The sequence below is a fragment of the Shewanella denitrificans OS217 genome, from assembly GCF_000013765.1.
Taxonomy (GTDB): domain Bacteria; phylum Pseudomonadota; class Gammaproteobacteria; order Enterobacterales; family Shewanellaceae; genus Shewanella; species Shewanella denitrificans.
The window spans coordinates 1,815,615-1,834,503 of record NC_007954.1; the positions used below are offsets into that span (position 1 = coordinate 1,815,615).

The following is an 18,889-nucleotide window of genomic DNA, read 5'->3' on the forward strand; positions in this document are numbered from 1 at the left end:
TTAGAAGTGCTCTATGAGATTGAATAAAATTTTTGCCTCGATGATATTAGTCGGTGCGTCTTTTTCAGGGAATGGTTGGGCAGATAACTTCCAACCTTTTGAAGTCACCGACATCCAAGTAGAAGGTTTACAACGTGTTGCCCTAGGTGCTGCTCTTTTGAGTTTGCCAGTTAAAGTGGGTGATACCGTAGATCAAGTTAAATTACAGCAAGCGATTAAGAGCCTTTATGGCTCTGCCAACTTTGAACTCATCGATGTTAGCCATGAAAATGGTGTCATCTTTGTTAAAGTTAAAGAACGCCCAACGATCAGCGTGATCACTTTTGATGGCAACAAAGACATCAAAGAAGAACAACTTCAGCAAAGTCTAGATGATTCTGGAGTTAAAATCGGCGAGTCCTTAGACAGAACCATGATTACTGGTATCGAGAAGGGTCTTCAGGACTTTTATTACGGTGTAGGTAAATACGGCGCTAAGGTTGAAGCACAGGTGATCAACCTGCCACGAAACCGTGTCGAACTTAAATTTAAGTTTGTTGAAGGTTTAGCTGCCGAACTTCGCCAAATTAACGTGGTGGGAAACACTGTCTTTAGTGATTCAGAGCTGATTGAGATGCTTGAGCTTAAAGATTACGTGGCTTGGTGGGACTTATTTGGCGAACGTCGATATCAAAAGCAGAAACTGCAAGCTGACCTTGAAACCATTAAGACGTATTACCACAATCAGGGTTATATTCGCTTTAATGTGACGTCGACCCAAGTGGCCATGACACCTGACAGAAAAGGTTTGTATGTCACCATTAATGTCGATGAAGGTGAAAAGTATAATGTTAAAGAAGTAAACCTCACTGGGGAGCTTATGGGTCGTGAAGAGTTGTTAAAGGCAATTTTGCCGATCAAATCTGGCGAAACTTATAACGGCGGCACGGTAACCTTTACTGAAGAAATGTACAGCAAGTATTTAGGTCGTTTTGGCTATGCTTACCCTGAAGTGAAAACCTACCCTGAAATTAATGATGATACCAAAGAAGTGGTGCTAAACATTAATGTGATGCCAGGTAAGCGTGTCTATGTACGCTCGATTAACTTTACCGGCAATACAGTGACCCAAGATGAAGTGATGCGCCGACAACTGCGTCAAATGGAAGGGGCTTGGCTTAATTCAGACCAAATTGAAACGTCGAAATTAAACCTTAACCGGTTAGGGTATTTTGAGACCGTAGATACAGAAACCATTCAAATCCCCGGCAGCGATGATTTGGTGGATGTAGATTTTAATGTCAAAGAGCAGCCCTCTGGTTCATTTAACGCAGGTATTGGTTATGGCACGGAATCTGGCATGAGTTTGCAATTTGGTATCGAGCAAAATAATTTTTTAGGTACAGGTAAGCAAGCCGGTTTTAGCATCAATACCAACAAGTACCAAAAGAGTGCAAACTTGTCTTATACCGATCCTTATTGGACCAAAGACGGTGTCAGTTTGGGTGGCAGTTTATATTGGAGTGAGTTTGACGCTAATCAGGCAAACCTTGAGCGTTATAAAAATAGCTCTTATGGTATCTCTCTCAATTCAGGCTTTCCAATTAATGAAGTCAACCGCCTAAATGGTGGTATAGGTTATCGTCATAATACGATTTCTGAAGTGTCATCCTATGAGCAGGCGCTGCGTTTTTACAACATTTATCGTAAAACAGACGATCCCGATTCAGATTTAAGCTTTGATAACTTTGAATTAAGTGCCGGTTGGTCAAGAAGCACGTTAAACCGTGGTACTTTCCCAACTGACGGTTCATCACAACGATTAAACGGTAAAATGACAGTGCCAGGCTCTGATCTGCAGTATTTTAAGACAGATTTTGATACTAACTTTTATTTCCCATTAAACCGTAAACAGAGCTTCGTTGTTTTGGCTCGTGGTCGCATAGGCTATGCTAATGGCTATGGAAAGTTTAATGAAAACGATCAAATCATTCCGTTTTGGGAGAATTATTACTCAGGCGGCAGTAGCTCGCTGCGCGGTTTTAAGTCGAACTCGGTTGGTCCAAGATCATTCTATAAACGTCCTGACTTAGACCAAGGCTCACCGGATTCATCGGGTGACTCTAGTAATTTACCTGGGGATTCAAATTACATCCAGAGAAGCCAAGGCCGTTCTATTGGTGGTAATGCGATTGCTTCGGCCAGTCTTGAGCTTATCGTGCCGACGCCTTTCCTCGATGAAGCCTATAGCAATTCAGTGCGAACTAGCTTCTTCGTTGACGCGGGTAACGTGTGGGATACAGAGTTTGATTATGACTCCTATCGCACGCTTCCTGCTGAACAGTTTGCCAAGCTTGAAGATTACAGCGATCCTGCCAGACTCAGAGCCTCTTGGGGTATGAGCGTGCAGTGGTTATCACCTATGGGACCTATGGTATTTAGCTTGGCTTGGCCATTGAAAGAATATGAAGATGATGACACAGAGATCTTCTCTTTCAATATTGGCAAAACCTTCTAAAAGCCATACACTCAGCAAGTTTTTTAAAACCTATAAATGTTTTAACAAGGAGTTTACTTTGAAAAAGATGGTTAATCGTGCATTAGTGACATTAAGCTTCCTCGCAGCGCCTATGATGGCCAATGCACAGTCATTTGCAGTTGTCGATATGGGCGAAGTGTTTGAGCAGCTACCACAGCGTGAGCAAATTTCTAAATCATTAAAGTCTGAATTTGGTGACCGTGTCGCTGCAGTGCAGAAGATGCAAGAAGAAATGCGCACTATGATTGAAAAGCAGCAACGTGATGGCGCGCTAATGAACGACACTCAGAAAACTGAGTTGGTTCGTAAGATGGAGTCACTTAAGTCTGAGTTTCAATTAAAAGGCAAAGCGCTGGATGAAGACATGCGTCGTCGTCAAGGTGAAGAGCAAAACAAGTTACTTGTTTTGGTTCAAAAAGCCATCAACACCATAGCTGAAAAAGAACAGTACGACATGGTGTTCCAACGCGGTGCCGTTATTTATGTTAAGCCTACCGCTGACATCAGCGGTAAAGTGGTTGAAGCCTTAAGCAAAGGCAAGTAATACATGAAGATGACTTTAAAAGAACTTGGTGAAATGCTTGGCGCCCGTGTGCAAGGTAATGAGCTGCTGACAATCAGCAGTGTTGGTACCTTAGAATCGGCCCAAACTGACCAACTTTCTTTTTTAGCCAATAGTAAATACCGTTCCCAGCTTGAGTCTACTCAGGCTGGGGCAGTATTACTGAGCGAGAAAGAAGCCAATAATTTTCAAGGCAATGCGCTTATCGTCAAAGACCCTTATGTGGCCTTTGCTCGCGTTGCTCAGCGATTAGATACCACCCCAAAAGCGGCCGTAGGCATTCATCCCTCGGCGCAAATTGATGCCTCGGCTCAGATTGGTCAAGGGGCAGCCATAGGCGCCAATGCCGTTATCGGCGCAGGTGTTATTATTGGCGAACACTGCCAAATTGGCCCAGGTTGCGTCATAGGCGAGCACAGCATTTTAGGCTCAAATACACGGCTGTGGGCTAATGTGACGCTTTATCATGATGTCCATTTAGGACAAAACTGCATTATTCATTCTGGTGCTGTTCTAGGCTCCGACGGTTTCGGTTATGCCAATGAGCGCGGCACTTGGGTTAAAATCCCGCAAACAGGTGGCGTTCGTATTGGTGATAATGTTGAAATCGGCGCCAATACTGCGGTAGATCGCGGTGCATTGGGCCACACAGAAATTGGTGACGGGGTTATTTTAGATAACCAAGTTCAAATTGCCCATAATGCCATTATTGGTAAGCATACCGCCATAGCTGGCGGCAGTATTATTGCGGGCAGCACTAAGCTTGGGCAGTATTGTATCGTCGGTGGCAACAGTGCCATCGCAGGTCACCTTAAGATTGCCGATGGGGTGCACGTGAGTGGCGGCACTAACGTCACCAGTGAAATTCGCGAACCTGGTACTTATTCGTCGGCCACAGTGGCCGTCGAAAACAAGCTCTGGCGCCGTAATACGGTGAGATTCCGTCAACTCGATGACTTGTTCAATCGAGTGAAATTGCTTGAAAAACAGCAGAAAACTCAAGATTAATGGCTAGCGCCATGTTAAGGAAATAGTGTGTCAAATCAATTAAACACCATGGATATTAAAGAGATCCTTAAGTACTTACCTCACAGGTATCCTTTTTTACTTATCGATCGTGTGCTCGATTTTACTCGCGGCGAAAGTCTGCATGCGATTAAGAACGTCACCATTAACGAGCCTTTCTTTCAGGGCCATTTCCCAGTACAACCTGTGATGCCAGGTGTATTGATTTTAGAGGCCATGGCACAAGCCACAGGATTACTGGCCTTTAAAACCATGAGTGAAGAGCCATCGCCAAACGTGCTATATTATTTTGCTGGCATAGATAAGGCCAGATTCAAGCGCGTTGTGGGGCCTGGGGACCAAATCCATTTCCATGTAAAAATGATTAAAGAGCGCCGCGGGATTGGCGTATTTATAGGTGAGGCATATGTGGATGGCGAACTAGCTTGTTCTGCTGAGATCATGTGTGCACGTAGAGAGATCAGCAAGTGATAGATAAATTAGCATTCGTCCATCCCGAAGCGAAAATTGGCAACAATGTCACCATTGGCCCTTGGACTTATATTGGTGCCGGCGTCGAAATTGGCGATGACACCTGGATAAGCTCTCACGTTGTGGTCAAAGGACCGAGCGTCATAGGCAAAGGCAATAAGATTTTTCAATTCGCCTCAGTGGGTGAAGATTGCCAAGATAAAAAATACGCCGGCGAGCCCACCCGTTTAGTCATGGGGGATAACAACATTATTCGTGAATCTGTGACCATTCACAGGGGCACAGTTCAAGACAACAGCGAGACCCGCATCGGCTCTAATAACCTGTTTATGGCTTATGTGCATATTGCCCATGACTGTGTCGTTGGCAATAATGTGATCATGGCCAATAACGCCTCTATCGCAGGCCATGTGCACGTGGGTGACTGGGTTATTTTGGGCGGCATGACAGGCGTGCACCAGTTTGTGCATATCGGTGCTCATGCGTTCGCCGCGGGTTCATCGCTTATTCTGCAAGATGTGCCGCCTTTCGTGATGGCATCTGGCCAACCGGCGATACCTCGTGGCTTAAATGCCGAAGGATTAAAGCGCCGTGGCTTTAGTAAAGAAAGCCAGTTGGCTGTGCGCCGTGCCTATAAAACCTTGTATCGTCAAGGTTTGACTGTGGCTGAAGCATTAGACGTGCTACAAGGCGAAGCTGAAAAGGATGAGCATGTTAAGTCGTTAGTCGATTTTGTTAGCTCATCTTCAAGAGGCATCATTCGTTAAGATTTTAACGGCAGAGTGAGTGACCCACAGTTTATGCGTTCTCAAACATCTCAAATTGTCTTTGCCATGGTCGCCGGAGAAATCTCCGGCGATATATTAGGTGCAGGCTTAATTAAATCACTTCAGAAAACCCACCCTAATGCGCGCTTCGTCGGCATTGGCGGTCCGCGAATGGAAGCCTTAGGCTTTGAAAGCTTTTTTGCCCTTGAAGAATTATCTGTGATGGGCATAGTCGAAGTTTTGTCTCGCTTACCTAGGCTTATCAAGGTTCGCAGCAGCTTGATTGAACAAATTGTTGCCGCTAATCCTGATTGCTTTATCGGTATCGATGCTCCAGATTTCAATATCGGTCTTGAGCTTAAGCTTAAAGCCAAAGGCATCAAGACTGTGCATTACGTCAGCCCTTCGGTGTGGGCATGGCGGCCCAAACGGATTTTCAAAATTGCTAAGGCCACCCATATGGTGTTGTCTTTGTTGCCGTTTGAGAAAGCCTTCTACGACCAGCATCAAGTGCCTTGTACCTTCGTGGGTCATACATTGGCCGATGATATTCCCCTAGAGAGCCCTAAATTGCCTGCGCGCACGCTTTTGGGGTTAGATGCTGATGCTGAATATTTAGCCATTTTGCCAGGTTCTCGTAAAGGCGAATTAGCCCAGTTGAGTGAGCCATTTATCAAGGCGGCAAGCTTGATTAAGCAAGCCTGCCCAGACATTAAATTTGTTACGCCTTTAGTGAATGAAGCCCGCAGACAAGAGTTCCTTGCCGCGTTAACGCAGTTTGATCCCGATCTGGAAATTGAACTTATCGATGGTCAATCTCGAGAAGTCATGGCGGCAGCCGACGGTATTTTATTGGCCTCAGGCACAGCAACCCTTGAAGCCATGCTGGTGAAGCGTCCCATGGTGGTGGCCTATAGGGTTAGCCCTATCACGTACGCTATCGCTAAGCGCATGATGAGCATCAGTCATTATTCACTGCCTAACCTGTTAGCGGGCACAGAGTTAGTGCCTGAGCTTATTCAAGAAAACTGCACGCCAGAGAAAATAGCAAGCGCTGTGCTCGCTCAGTTAAACGGTGATTTCAGCGCGACACAGGCGCGCTTTCTAGCACTGCATAATCAGCTTAATTGCCATGCCAGTGACAGAGCCGCCGAGGCGGTGCTTAAGCTTATTGAGCAAAAATAACGACGCTCAAAAAGTCAGGGGTGCGGTGGGTTCAACGGCATGCCCTAGAAAGATTTACATACTAGCAATCAATAACAAGGCGTTTTAGTGACTAAGCAAATTTTACCTTCTGTGATTAAGCTGATAACCCCAGAGCAAGTCTTGTTGCTCAGTGAAGGCTTAGTGGCCGGCGTCGATGAAGTGGGCCGTGGCCCCCTAATTGGTGATGTGGTGACCGCTGCAGTGATCTTAGATCCTAACCGGCCCATAGCAGGCTTAATGGATTCTAAAAAGCTCAGTGAGAAGCGCTTGCAAGCTTTGTACCTTGAAATTATGGACAAGGCCTTGGCCGTCAGTGTCGGCCGCGCCAATCCTAGCGAAATCGATGAACTTAATATTCTTCACGCGACCATGCTTGCCATGAGTCGCGCTGTGGCTGGGCTTAATATTAAGCCTGAGCGCGTACTGGTAGACGGCAATCGTTTGCCAGAATTTGCCCTCAATGCCGAGGTTGAACGTCATGCCATCATCAAGGGGGATGGTCTAGTGCCAGCGATTAGCGCGGCGTCTATCATAGCCAAAGTGACCCGTGATGAAGAAATGTTGCAGCTCGATGCGCGTTATCCAGAATACGGTTTTGCCAAACATAAAGGCTACCCAACCAAGACGCATTTTGAGGCGTTAGCCCAATTTGGTGTCTTGCCTGAACACAGAAAAAGCTTTAAACCTGTGGCTTTGAGGTTGTTGTCATAAGGTATAGCCTTAACCAAAAAACACATGTTAAGCATTCAGAAGTCAACCTTAAAAATTAATCATTAAACCTTAAGGTCTTCTGCATGCTTGACTTTAGCTGGTTGCCAAACCTGCGCCTTTAGTTTGATTTGTTTGCTAGTCAGCCCGCTAATTTGTTAGTCTCAATAGGGTTTTTTCTCACTCTTTCGCACTATTAAGAATAATAATCTATGACCGATCCTCGTTTTGTTCATTTACGCGTCCACAGTGATTTCTCCATGACTGATGGTGTCGCCAAGGTCAAGCCCATACTCGCCGAGGCGGAACGCCAAGGGATGGCCGCTATTGCCTTAACGGATCAAAATAACTTTTGTGGTCTGGTTAAATTTTATGGTGGCTGCCATAACGCCGGCATCAAGCCCATAGTGGGCGCCGATTTCTGGATGCAAGTGCCAGGTTTCGATAAAGAGCTCTGTGCGCTAACTATTATCGCCATGGATAACCATGGTTATCAAAACCTGACTCAAATCATCAGCCAAGCTTATTTGCGCGGCCAGATCAATGGCAGGGTGGTGATAGATCAAGACTGGTTGGTGACTTACAATCAAGGGATTTTAGTCTTGTCTGGCGCCAAAGAGGGCGATGTGGGCAAGGCGTTGCTTAAGGGGAATCTTCCCCAAGTAGACTCCTTAATCCAGTTTTACCAGACGCATTTCGATGGCCGTTATTTTCTAGAGCTTATTCGCACAGGCCGCAGCGACGAAGAACGTTACTTGCATATGGCGGTTAATCTAGCCAAGGAACGTGATTTGCCTGTGGTGGCCACCAATCAGGTGGTGTTCCTTAAGGCTGATGATTTCGAGTCCCATGAAATCCGCGTTGCCATTAGTGATGGCTATACCTTAGCCGATCCTCGCCGGCCAAAAACCTACAGTGCCGAGCAATACCTTCGCAGCGAAGAGGAAATGTGTGCGCTGTTTAGCGACATTCCTTCGGCCTTAAGTAACTCAGTTGAAATCGCCAAGCGTTGTAATGTCACCATACGCTTGTATGAGTACTTCCTGCCTAATTTTCCCACAGGGGATTTATCCACTGAAGACTTTTTGGTGGTGGTGTCCGAAAAGGGCCTTGAGGAGCGGCTGGAATTTTTATTCCCAGATGAGCAAGTGCGCGCCCAAAGACGCGGCGAGTATGATGAGCGATTAGCCATTGAGCTCAAAGTGATTAACCAGATGGGATTCCCAGGTTACTTCCTTATCGTGATGGAGTTTATCCAATGGGGTAAAGACAACGGCATTCCAGTGGGCCCAGGTCGTGGTTCGGGTGCAGGCTCCTTGGTGGCTTATGCCCTTAAAATTACTGACCTTGACCCGTTAGAGTTTGACTTGCTGTTCGAGCGCTTCTTAAACCCTGAGCGTGTCTCCATGCCCGACTTTGACGTCGACTTCTGCATGGACAGGCGCGATGAAGTGATAGACCACGTGGCCGACTTGTATGGCCGCGAAGCTGTGTCGCAAATCATTACCTTCGGTACCATGGCCGCTAAAGCTGTGGTGCGGGATGTGGGTAGGGTGCTTGGGCACCCCTATGGTTTCGTCGATAGAATTTCAAAGCTTATCCCAGCAGAGCCTGGGATGACGTTAGCAAAAGCCTTTGAAGTAGAACCGGCTCTGCAAGAGTCCTATGATGGCGATGAAGATGTTAAAGAGCTCATCGACATGTGTCGCCGCCTTGAAGGCGTGACTCGTAACGCCGGTAAACATGCTGGGGGCGTGGTTATCGCGCCCACAAAGATAACCGACTTCTCGCCGCTGTATTGCGACGCCGAAGGCAATAACCCTGTGACCCAGTTCGATAAAAACGACGTTGAAACGGCGGGTCTAGTCAAATTCGACTTCTTGGGTCTTCGAACCTTAACCATCATCGACTGGGCGCTTGAGATGGTTAACAAGGTGCAATTGCAAAATGGCTTAGATCCCATTCGCATCGAAGCCATTCCTCTGGACGATCCTAAGTGCTTTAAATTATTGCAGCGTTACGAAACCACTGCGGTATTCCAGCTTGAATCCCGCGGCATGAAAGATTTGATCAAACGTCTGCAGCCGGATTGCTTCGAAGACATGATTGCTTTGGTGGCCCTGTTCCGCCCCGGCCCATTGCAGTCCGGCATGGTTGATAACTTTATCGAACGTAAGCACGGCCGTGAGGAAGTGTCTTACCCCGATGCCCAGTATCAGCACGAGTCATTACGTGAGCTCTTGTCACCCACCTACGGCATTATTCTCTATCAAGAGCAGGTGATGCAGATAGCTCAGGTGTTATCTGGCTATACCTTAGGTGGCGCCGACATGCTGCGCCGCGCCATGGGTAAGAAAAAACCCGAAGAAATGGCCAAGCAGCGCGGCACCTTTAAGGAAGGGGCGATAAACAACGGTATCGATGGCGAGCTATCGATGAAAATCTTCGACTTGGTGGAAAAATTCGCCGGTTACGGTTTCAACAAGTCTCACTCCGCCGCCTACGCTTTAGTGTCTTACCAAACCCTGTGGCTTAAGACGCATTTCCCCGCTCAGTTTATGGCGGCGGTGATGTCCGCGGATATGGATAACACAGATAAAATCGTCACCTTAGTGGATGAGTGTGAGCGCATGGGCTTGCCGCTTATTCCTCCGGATGTGAACAAGGGCTTATTTAAGTTTACTGTGGATGAGGCCTTTAATATTGTCTACGGAATTGGCGCCATTAAAGGCGTGGGTGAGGGGCCGGTGGAGTCCATTCTTGAGGCCAGAGTGAATGGACCTTTTACCGATTTATTCGATTTTTGTGCTCGAGTGGATTTGAAGAAACTCAATAAACGTATCATCGAAAAGCTCATTTGTGCTGGTGCGCTGGACAGCCTTGGGCCGCACCGCGCCTCCATGATGGCAACCTTACCACAGGCCATCAGCGCCGCGGCGCAGCACGCCAAAGCCGAGGCCATAGGTCAGCACGATATGTTTGGCTTGCTGAACAGTGAGCCCGAAGATAACAAACAACAGTTTGTGGAATGTATGCCTTGGCCGGATAAAATCTGGCTCGAAGGTGAGCGTGATACTTTAGGCTTGTACCTGACAGGTCACCCCATCAACCAGTATTTGAAAGAGCTTAAGCAATACACCTCGGGTCGATTAAAGGACGTACACCCCACCGAGCGCGGTAAAACCGCCAAAGCAGCGGGGCTTGTGGTGGCAACCCGAGTGATGCTCACCAAGCGCGGCGCCAAGATGGGGCTGGTGACTTTAGATGATAAGAGCGCGCGGCTTGAGGTGATGTTATTTACCGAAGCCTTTGAGAAGTTTAATCATCTGCTGGAAAAAGATCGCATCTTAATCTGCGAAGGCGAGGTCAGCTATGATGATTTTGCCGGCGGCAATCGCATGACGGCGCGCAATATCATCGACATAGGTGAGGCAAGGAGTCATTTTGCCCGCGCCGTTGAGCTTAGGTTAGCGGCAGAGCGAGTACCAGATGAAGCTTGGCTTGAGCAATTTAAAGCGACCCTTGAGCCTTGGAAAGGGGGCGCTGTGCCTGTGGTGATTGATTATATGCAAGAAGGCACACGGGCAAGTTTCACCTTAGGGGCAGCATGGCAGGTGAATCCCAGTGATGAGCTTATGTTAGCTCTGGAGTCCTTGTTAGGCTCTGAAAATGTTAAACTTAAATTTGATTAGTGAAGCCGAGCTAGGGATTACATTTAGTGCCACCGAGTGAACATTTCTGTTAGGGTTAACCTACTTAAGTACTAGCCTAACACTGAGGTGGGCTTAGATGAATAACACAGACATTTGCGCCAACATAGCGCGCCTTGCACTGCCATTACTGACGCACTGTGCTTCTAAACCAGCAGCTAAACTAGTGCTGGCTTACAGCGGCGGCGTTGACTCAGAAGTGCTCGCCGCAGGCTTAAGCTTATTCAGTCAATTTCATCCCGAGATAGATTGCCGCTTATTGCATGTACATCATGGTCTCAGTGCCCACGCCGATAGCTGGACTGAACACTGCCGTAAGCGCGCTGCCTTTTATGGCTTGCCACTCATAGTCGAGAAAGTCTCAGTGCAAAAAGGCAAGCGTGAAAGCTTAGAAGCCAAGGCCAGAGCCGCCCGCTATCATGCCATCGCTCAGCATTTACATCAGAATGATATTTTGCTCACCGCACACCATGAAGACGATCAGCTCGAGACCTTGTTACTGGCGCTAAAGCGAGGCCAAGGCCCTAAAGGATTAGCCGCCATGGGGGAGTGTCAGCGAAAGGACCATTATTGGCTACTACGGCCCTTGCTCAGTGTTTCACGGCAGCAGATAGAAGCCTTAGCGGCATCAGAAGCCCTAGTTCATATCGAAGATGACAGTAATCAAGATGACAGTTTTGATAGAAACTTCCTTCGCCTCGAAATCATCCCCGCCCTTAAGCGCCGCTGGCCAAGCTATGCCCAAACGGCCAGTCGCAGTGCTAGGTTATGCGCCGAGCAGCAGGCGGCCATAGAAGAAGAGGCTGCGTCGAGATTGCAGCCCTACTTGGATGAAACCACGCCATTGGAGGGGACAGGGTTTAGCCTCGCGGATTTTTCATCTGAGAGTCTCATTTGGCAAAAACTGCTATTTCGAAGCTACCTCAGCAGCTTAGGTTTAGCCGCGCCTTCTTCATCACAGCTAGATCAAATTATTCAGCAGCAGTTATTAGCCAAAGAAGATGCCAAGCTCAGTGTAGATTGCGAGCAATACCAAGTGAAACGCTTCGCGGGTAAAGCTTTTGCGGTCGCCAGAGCCACAGCCTCCACTGACGCAGAGAAAGCTTGCTTATTGCAGCAATTATTGGCTGTGATTAATGGGGATAAAACTTGCGTTAATATTCCTAAATCCTTTTTTTTTAGCCAGAATAAGACTCAAGTCGCACCCAAATGGACATTGAGCATCAGTGCCACCGGTATACGTTTAGCCTTACCCCGTGATTTAGCTTCGGTGAGTATTAAATATGGCGCGCCAAGCAGTGTTAAATGTCAGCCACATTTTCGCCCTAAGGGCCGCGAGCTTAAAAAGTTGTGGCAAGAGTTACAGATCCCACCTTGGCGCCGCGCCCAAGTGCCCTTGATCTATTATGGTGAGCATCTTGTTGCGGCAGTGGGGTTTTGGGTAGACAAAGCCTATTTGGCCAAAGGCGACGACTTAGGGGTACAGGTGGCGCTAGAAGCACTCAGATAAGTGGCTAATCATCACTCAATGAGAGCAAAAGTATTGCCTAAAAGACCGCTGTTGATCGTCTATTGAGCAGTTGGGCATTTTTATGTGATTAATATGCGATTAGCCCTTTACATAGTGAGGTGAGATAGCTATTATCTCGCTCGTTCGGAGGGATGGCAGAGTGGTCGAATGCACCGGTCTTGAAAACCGGCAAGGGTTTATAGCCCTTCTAGGGTTCAAATCCCTATCCCTCCGCCACATTCAACAAAAAAGCCTTATCAGAAATGATAAGGCTTTTTTGTTGGGCGAAGGAAAGGGATTTGAACCCAAGGGTTCCTTTTTATTAGTGTAATGGTCAAGTTTTTCTGGAGAGATTTTAAGCCGCTTTTTTTAACTCATTATATTTTTGATGTGGCGTCTTATAATCTATTGCCGAATGTCTGCGTTTGTAATTGTAGAACTGAATATATTGCTCAACCACGCTCACTACTGCGCTGTGATTTATAAATGCTAAATGGTTTAATCTTTCAGTCTTTAAACTCCTAAAAAATCGTTCCATCACCGCATTATCCCAGCAATTGCCTCTACGACTCATGCTTTGCTCGATACCTAAGTGTTTTAGCCGCTCTCTAAACACTTTGGCTGAGTACTGACAGCCCTGGTCGGAGTGAAACATCAATGCCTGTGTATTGGGCCTCTTACGTTGTATCGCGTTATTTAAGGCCGCTGTCGCTAATGCTGCATTGGGTTGACTTGATAAAGCATATCCAACGATCTCTTTGGTTCCTAAATCAAGCACACAGGCTAAATAACTCCAGCCTTGATGTGATTTTATATAGGTAATATCACCAACCCAGTGAGTATTATAAGTCGTAGGATTAAACTGTCGTCTAAGCAAATTAGGGGCGTAAACTTGCTCCTCACCTTGGTTAGGATAGTAATGCTTTTTCTTTGGCCTAATCGCCCTTAGCCCCAAGTTTTTCATGACCGTAGAAATAGCGTAAACACCTACTCTACAATCTAAATCAAGTAGTTCAGCCTGTATTCTTCGTTTGCCATAAGTAGAGTAAGAATCAGTGAAAACTTCCTCAACCAACTGCATAACTGACTGTTTCTTAATACTTAACGGTATTGGTTTATAATAAAAACTACTGCAATTTATTTCGAAGGCGCGACATAACTCATTCACTTTAAACTCGGGGTTTGCTTTCTTTACTTCGCACATCATTTTAAGTTTTGATTGTCTCGAATGAAGAAAGCTGCAGCCTTTTTTAAGATATCATTATCCCTCATGGCTTGTTTTAGTTGGGCTTCTAGAAGCTGTATTCTTCGTTGGTCTTCAGTTAATGCTTTGGCATTTTCTGGGGTTTTACCGGCTAATTCAGCTTGATACTGTACTTTCCATCTAGACACCGCAGATTTACCGGCACCTGACATATCTTCAATTTGCTTGTTCGTGTAACCCTGTTCGACCATCAGCTTGGCATATTCTAATTTTTGAAGAGGGCTGATATGGACTGCGCTTTTTCTAGTCATGTTTAATACCGATAAGATTTTGTGTATTTTAAGCTGAAAATCACTCCAGTTTCATTAGACCATTACATAGAGAAAGCTATCCCTCCGAAAGATCACAAGCAAACATAAACAGAAAATCTTGTTTTTGGCGAAGGAAAGGGATTTGAACCCAAGGGTTCCTCTTACTTTTTGTCATCAAGTGCAAGCTAAGCTATCCCTCCGATACATCAAAAGCAAAAGCTGACAGCAATGATAAGGCTTTTTTGTTTTGGCCCTACTAGCTGAAAAGAGTGGGAGCAGGGATTTAAACCTAGGGTTCCTTTTTCTCCTTGTTAAAAAGTGCAAGCTTAGCTTTCCCTCAGAAAAATAAATCAATAATTCACAGTTGAAAAATAAAAAGATACTTCTTTTCTTTTTGTTCAGGTGATAAATTATTGGTTAGGCAGCTATGTGGAGGAAAACAAGGCTTCAGTTGATTATATTATCCTCACTTACATATGTGCTATAGAATGGTTCGATGAAAAGGAATTTCAATCAAAAGCTCATCATGACTCAATATAAATTGTTTAAAAATCGCTCTACAGCCCAAAGTTATCATAAAAATTAGCTATAGCATCATGATGCAGATAAATTAATCTGGACTGGACTTCAGCCAAGTCAAACAATCAATGTATGTCTTGCAAGCTGCGCGACGCATAAAGACTGAAACTTTATATTGCACAGAACTAAGATCTGGTTTTCAGGGCTAGAGTTTTGATAAAATAAAAAATTAAGGAAAAAAGACCTATGAATCCAATTATTAAAGCGCAGCTAGATACGTTTAAAGAAAAGAACCCAAATTCAACTTTTACCGAATCAGACTTCTTTGAGGTTATGTCAATTTTTTCGTTGGAAAATGGAATTCTTGGAGAAAACATCGACCCCTTTAGAGCTCATTTAAAAGGGAATGAATTTGGTATAGATGGTGTTGCCATTTCTATTCAGGGAACACTTTGTACTGATGCTGATGAGGCGGAAGATATCCTATCTATAGGAAAAAATCATACCTCAGATTTTCGTTTTTATCAGTCGAAAACGTCAGACAGTCTGGATTACGGTAATATTTCAAAATTTTTAGATGCGGTACATGATTTTTTTACTAATAAAAGATTAGTAAAAGGTACGCAATTAGAAAGTCTGGTTGAAGTAAAAGATAAAATATACGAGAAGGCCGCTAAAACTAGTCCTTCATTGAGATGTTACTACTGTACGACAGGATCTGGTCAAGTTTCAGATGTGATACAACAATTGATAGCAACAAACAAAACTCGATTAGTTGAGTTAAATATATTTGATCAAATACACATCGAATGTGTAGGTGCTAAAATAATTCAAAATGGTTTTAGATCTGCGACCAATTCATCATCTGCAAAATTAAACTTTCAAAAAGCAATAACTATGCCTGCTCACGAGAAAGTTGACGAAGCATATATAGGGTATGTACCAGCGTCTGAAATTTTAGCAATATCTCTTGGTGAGGCTGATGCTGAAGGGATTCGACACATAAATAGAGCATTATTCTACGATAATGTTAGAGACTTTAATCCAGAGTCAGAAATAAATAAATCAATTATCTCTGAATTAGAGTCAGGTGATAACGCTTCATTTGTTTTCAAAAATAACGGTATAACTGTAGTCTCTAAAAGTATAGATAGAAAAGGTGATATTTTTACGATTGAAGATCCCGAATTCAACTCCGAAGTGCGACACTTACCAAATTAAGCGGCTAATTGTTTAAACACAACAGCTGGCTGCTTAAACTTCAAACATTTCTTAGGTCTGTAATTAATCCTGTTCTGGGCAAATAAGATGATGGCGTCGCTTACTGTCCTTAAGTCAGTCCCTTTTTTTACATACTGCCTTAATAAACCGTTGGCATTTTCATTGGCGCCACGTTCCCAAGAACTATACGGATGAGCAAAGTAAAACGAGGTATCTAGCGCGTTGGCTATGACTTCATGATGAGCGAATTCACGACCATTATCGGCAGTTATAGTGTGCACATATTGCTTATAGGGCATCAATAATTCGATAGTCGCTTTAGTCACATCTTCAGCAGATTTTGAGGCCACTTTCTTTATTAAATAAAAACGGGTCTTTCGCTCTAAAATTGTCACGATTGAACCTGTCCCATGCTTGCCTAATACGGTATCGATTTCCCAATCACCAAAACGCTCACGGGTATCAACGATGGCAGGTCTAGAGTCGATAGAGGTACCATTTTTAATCGCTGGCGCTTTCTCTTTTTTACCTCTGCGATAGCGCTTATGACCCTGCCGTAGGTGGCGATATAGCTTGCCGCCTTGACGTTTATTTCTTGCCACAAAGCGGTAAATCCATTCATGACTAACCGCTTGGTTCATGCCCGATAACACCCGTGAAATCTGCTCTGGGCTCCAATCATGTTGCAGTAGGAAGCGGACGACGTTTATTCTTGTATCGGGGATCGTATATTTGGCTGAATGACGCCGCATCTTACACGCACTGGCTTGAGCGCTGTCAGGACAATAACCCTGCAGGGCATGACAACGTTTTAGTTCTCGATAGACAGTCGCACGATGACAATTGATAGCTTTTGCAATCAAAGTTATCGAAATACCCTGGTCTAAAAGGACTGAAATCTGATATCTTCTTCCCTCAGTCAACTGCTGATAACTCATAGTGATACTCTTTTTTCTTTGGCGAGATAAAGCCTACCACTTTCAGCAGTTGGCTTCTTCTACGCCTCAATTAAGAGTGTCGCAGTTATTATCTGAATTCGGGATTATCAAATTGTAAATGGGTGCCAAACCACCAATATCTTGGCTCATATTAGAGAAAAAGCTGAAAGTATTTCAGTTCCATTGCGATTAATCGGTTGTAGCGATGTTGATTTCGTGTCTAGTGTCATCATTGGCACTAATCGGCAAAATGAAGTTAAAGAAGATCAGTTTTGGGCGATGCGTCCATTTATGAAGGACTTAGAAGAATATTGTGCCTCCCAAAGCAGTGATAACAAGATATTTATTGAAAGACGAGATAATCAGTATCGAGACATTTCAATTGAACGTACACGAATTTTTAAACCTTCGGATTTGATGAAGGTTGCTGCAGCAATGTTCTTTTATCAACCGCATCGTGCAGCACGCGACCATAGAGGGATTAGAAGTGAGTTTTCTAACCGAATTTTTTCGGATGGTCATAATGTCGAGCTTTATCATATCGCAGCTTTAGCACTGTATAAGTTTGACTTCCTAGTTCGTACGTCAAAGGTTGATAGGTCGCGAGTTATTTTCAGGTTTTATGCTTTATATGCTTTATTTAGAAAACATTGGAAAACGCCAAACATATTGGATGCATCGCCAAAATCGCAGAAAAATGTCAGAAACGAAGTAATTGCTGTTTTAAATGATAATGATAAATTTTCAGCTCAAATTGAAGAGGTTGCTGGATATCTCGAACAAATAATATCTGAAGCAGATATTACCACTCGTGAAAAAATTCGAGATTACATCAGAACTGAAAGTGTAGTCGTTGAATTTAGTCGCAGATTATTTTCCTAAAAAGGAGGGTTGGTAGCTTAATGTCATCAATCGTATTCAGTCAATGTCGTGTATAGAAAATAGATGTGATCTGGCTGTTTATCATGCCTGAAAAATATTTATATGTTTGATTATATTGTGGACGGAAAGGGATCTGGGATTTGAATCCAAGGTGTCCTTTCATGAGAGGCTAAGTTATTCATCCTTTTCTTTCAACAGTGATCAGGAAAAATGCTTGATGCTGGTTTGCCTAGTTGTCTTTATCAACACGTTTTGAGGATGGTCGTAAACGAAATACGCCTATAAGCATAGGTGTAAGATGTTAGTTAGACAAATATGACTATAATGTATTGGTTGAAACTCAATCAAAATGATAAAGGTGAATCTTATGGAAAAGGAAATCGCAATAATCACATTACATGGAATGGGCGACTATAAACCCAATTATTTTGAGGCGCTAAAAAATCAGCTCGAAAAAAAGCTAGGTACTAAGTGGGATAAAATTGCTTTTGAGCCTGTTCAATATCAACCCATCCTACAACAAAACCAAATCAAGATTTGGCAAAGAATGAATTCTTACCCGCTAGATGGCTCAATATTGAGACGCTTTTTACTATTTGGTTTCTCTGATGCGGGTTCATTGGAATATAGTGCTAGATCTAAAGTAAGTGTGCAATATATAGAAGTTCAAAAAGAAATTATGCAGGCTTTGGATAAATTATATGTTGAACTTGGGAATAACGATAAACCTGTAATAATTATTGCGCAATCATTAGGGTGTCAGGTAATTTCAAATTACATTTGGGATGCAAAACATGACTCAGGAATATTTAATGGACTTGAACCTGATGCATCTGCTCAATTAAAAAGCTTTAGACGTCTTAATAGTTGTGTTCATTTATTAACTACGGGGTGTAACATTCCAATGTTTGTTGCTGGCCTCAATCCTATTGAGGCCATTCAGAAACCAAATAATGAGTTCACATGGTTTAACTACTACGATAGAGACGATGTTCTGGGCTGGCCGCTGTCTCCACTAAGTGACTCATACGGTGCTCTAGTAAAGGATCATGAAATTAATGCCGGCGGTATTTTTTCTAGCTGGAATCCGTGGAGCCATGGACAATATTGGACAGATAAAGATGTCCTCAATTCGCTAATTGACAGAATACGGAGGTATATTTAATAGCTAATCACTATCCAGAACAGGAGGGGATTTGTGGTATTTAGAGACTTTCGCTCTATTTACATTAGTGCCACTAGCAAGTGTAAATAGTTCTCAAGAGTTATTTCAACTTGTAATAGGGCTTGAAAATATTGTCTCATAGTCGGGGGCTAGAGGTATCTAGCCTCTCTA

The 18,889-nt window shown here is 44.3% G+C and carries 14 protein-coding genes and 1 tRNA gene; 13 read left to right on the forward strand and 2 right to left on the reverse strand.

Going from position 1 to position 18,889, the window contains the following annotated elements; genetic code table 11:
- Nucleotides 1–13: 13 nt before the first annotated feature.
- The 10 genes from bamA to SDEN_RS08205 all read left to right on the forward strand — a co-directional run bounded on the left by bamA (nt 14) and on the right by SDEN_RS08205 (nt 12,715).
- Nucleotides 14–2,497, forward strand: a complete 2,484-nt coding sequence (bamA, locus tag SDEN_RS08160; protein ID WP_011496005.1) for an outer membrane protein assembly factor BamA — start codon at nt 14–16, stop codon at nt 2,495–2,497.
- 67 nt (nt 2,498–2,564) lie between these two features.
- Nucleotides 2,565–3,062: an OmpH family outer membrane protein gene (locus SDEN_RS08165; protein ID WP_011496006.1), complete on the forward strand. Its 498-nt coding sequence runs from the start codon at nt 2,565–2,567 to the stop codon at nt 3,060–3,062.
- Between the two features lie 3 nt (nt 3,063–3,065).
- On the forward strand, nt 3,066–4,088 hold the full coding sequence (gene lpxD, locus SDEN_RS08170; RefSeq protein WP_011496007.1) for a UDP-3-O-(3-hydroxymyristoyl)glucosamine N-acyltransferase: 1,023 nt from the start codon (nt 3,066–3,068) through the stop codon (nt 4,086–4,088).
- A gap of 27 nt (nt 4,089–4,115) precedes the next feature.
- Nucleotides 4,116–4,577 (forward strand): 3-hydroxyacyl-ACP dehydratase FabZ, encoded by a 462-nt coding sequence (fabZ, locus tag SDEN_RS08175; RefSeq protein WP_011496008.1) that lies wholly within the window; start codon nt 4,116–4,118, stop codon nt 4,575–4,577.
- A complete protein-coding gene (gene lpxA / locus SDEN_RS08180) occupies nt 4,574–5,344 on the forward strand; it encodes an acyl-ACP--UDP-N-acetylglucosamine O-acyltransferase (RefSeq protein ID WP_011496009.1) in 771 nt (256 codons plus the stop codon). Before fabZ ends, lpxA begins: the two co-directional genes overlap by 4 nt.
- 33 nt (nt 5,345–5,377) lie before the next feature.
- Nucleotides 5,378–6,529 (forward strand): lipid-A-disaccharide synthase, encoded by a 1,152-nt coding sequence (lpxB, locus tag SDEN_RS08185; RefSeq protein WP_011496010.1) that lies wholly within the window; start codon nt 5,378–5,380, stop codon nt 6,527–6,529.
- Between the two features lie 87 nt (nt 6,530–6,616).
- The gene (gene rnhB / locus SDEN_RS08190; RefSeq protein WP_011496011.1) at nt 6,617–7,261 is read left to right on the forward strand and encodes a ribonuclease HII; all 645 of its coding nucleotides are present in this window, start codon (nt 6,617–6,619) and stop codon (nt 7,259–7,261) included.
- A gap of 209 nt (nt 7,262–7,470) precedes the next feature.
- On the forward strand, nt 7,471–10,950 hold the full coding sequence (dnaE, locus tag SDEN_RS08195) for a DNA polymerase III subunit alpha (RefSeq protein WP_011496012.1): 3,480 nt from the start codon (nt 7,471–7,473) through the stop codon (nt 10,948–10,950).
- Between the two features lie 97 nt (nt 10,951–11,047).
- Nucleotides 11,048–12,478 carry a tRNA lysidine(34) synthetase TilS gene (tilS, locus tag SDEN_RS08200; RefSeq protein WP_011496013.1) on the forward strand — a complete coding sequence of 477 codons (1,431 nt, stop codon included), beginning with the start codon at nt 11,048–11,050 and terminating at the stop codon, nt 12,476–12,478.
- Nucleotides 12,479–12,624: 146 nt separating this feature from the next.
- A tRNA-Ser gene (locus SDEN_RS08205) sits at nt 12,625–12,715 on the forward strand.
- A 118-nt stretch (nt 12,716–12,833) separates the two neighbouring features.
- On the opposite strand, the gene SDEN_RS08210 is transcribed toward SDEN_RS08205, so the two are convergent.
- Nucleotides 12,834–13,993 (reverse strand): IS3-like element ISSde8 family transposase gene (locus tag SDEN_RS08210; RefSeq protein WP_086022104.1). Its coding sequence is split into 2 segments (ribosomal slippage): nt 12,834–13,735 and nt 13,735–13,993, totalling 1,161 coding nucleotides; the frame shifts between segments, so codons are not numbered across the junction.
- Nucleotides 13,994–14,758: 765 nt separating this feature from the next.
- On the opposite strand from SDEN_RS08210, the gene SDEN_RS08220 reads away from it, so the two are divergent.
- Entirely contained in the window at nt 14,759–15,733 is a 975-nt protein-coding gene (locus SDEN_RS08220) for an AIPR family protein (protein ID WP_011496016.1), read from the forward strand.
- On the opposite strand, the gene SDEN_RS08225 is transcribed toward SDEN_RS08220, so the two are convergent.
- On the reverse strand, nt 15,730–16,671 hold the full coding sequence (locus SDEN_RS08225) for an IS30-like element ISSde3 family transposase (protein WP_011496017.1): 942 nt from the start codon (nt 16,669–16,671) through the stop codon (nt 15,730–15,732). The two genes, SDEN_RS08220 and SDEN_RS08225, sit on opposite strands and share 4 nt — an antisense overlap.
- 96 nt (nt 16,672–16,767) lie before the next feature.
- Here SDEN_RS08225 and SDEN_RS08230 point away from each other — a divergent pair, with 96 nt between their 5' ends.
- Both SDEN_RS08230 and SDEN_RS08235 read left to right on the forward strand, forming a co-directional pair.
- Nucleotides 16,768–17,553, forward strand: coding sequence for an AIPR family protein (locus SDEN_RS08230; RefSeq protein ID WP_083759644.1), 786 nt, complete (start codon nt 16,768–16,770; stop codon nt 17,551–17,553).
- 367 nt (nt 17,554–17,920) lie between these two features.
- On the forward strand, nt 17,921–18,718 hold the full coding sequence (locus SDEN_RS08235; RefSeq protein ID WP_011496019.1) for a hypothetical protein: 798 nt from the start codon (nt 17,921–17,923) through the stop codon (nt 18,716–18,718).
- Nucleotides 18,719–18,889: the final 171 nt, after the last annotated feature.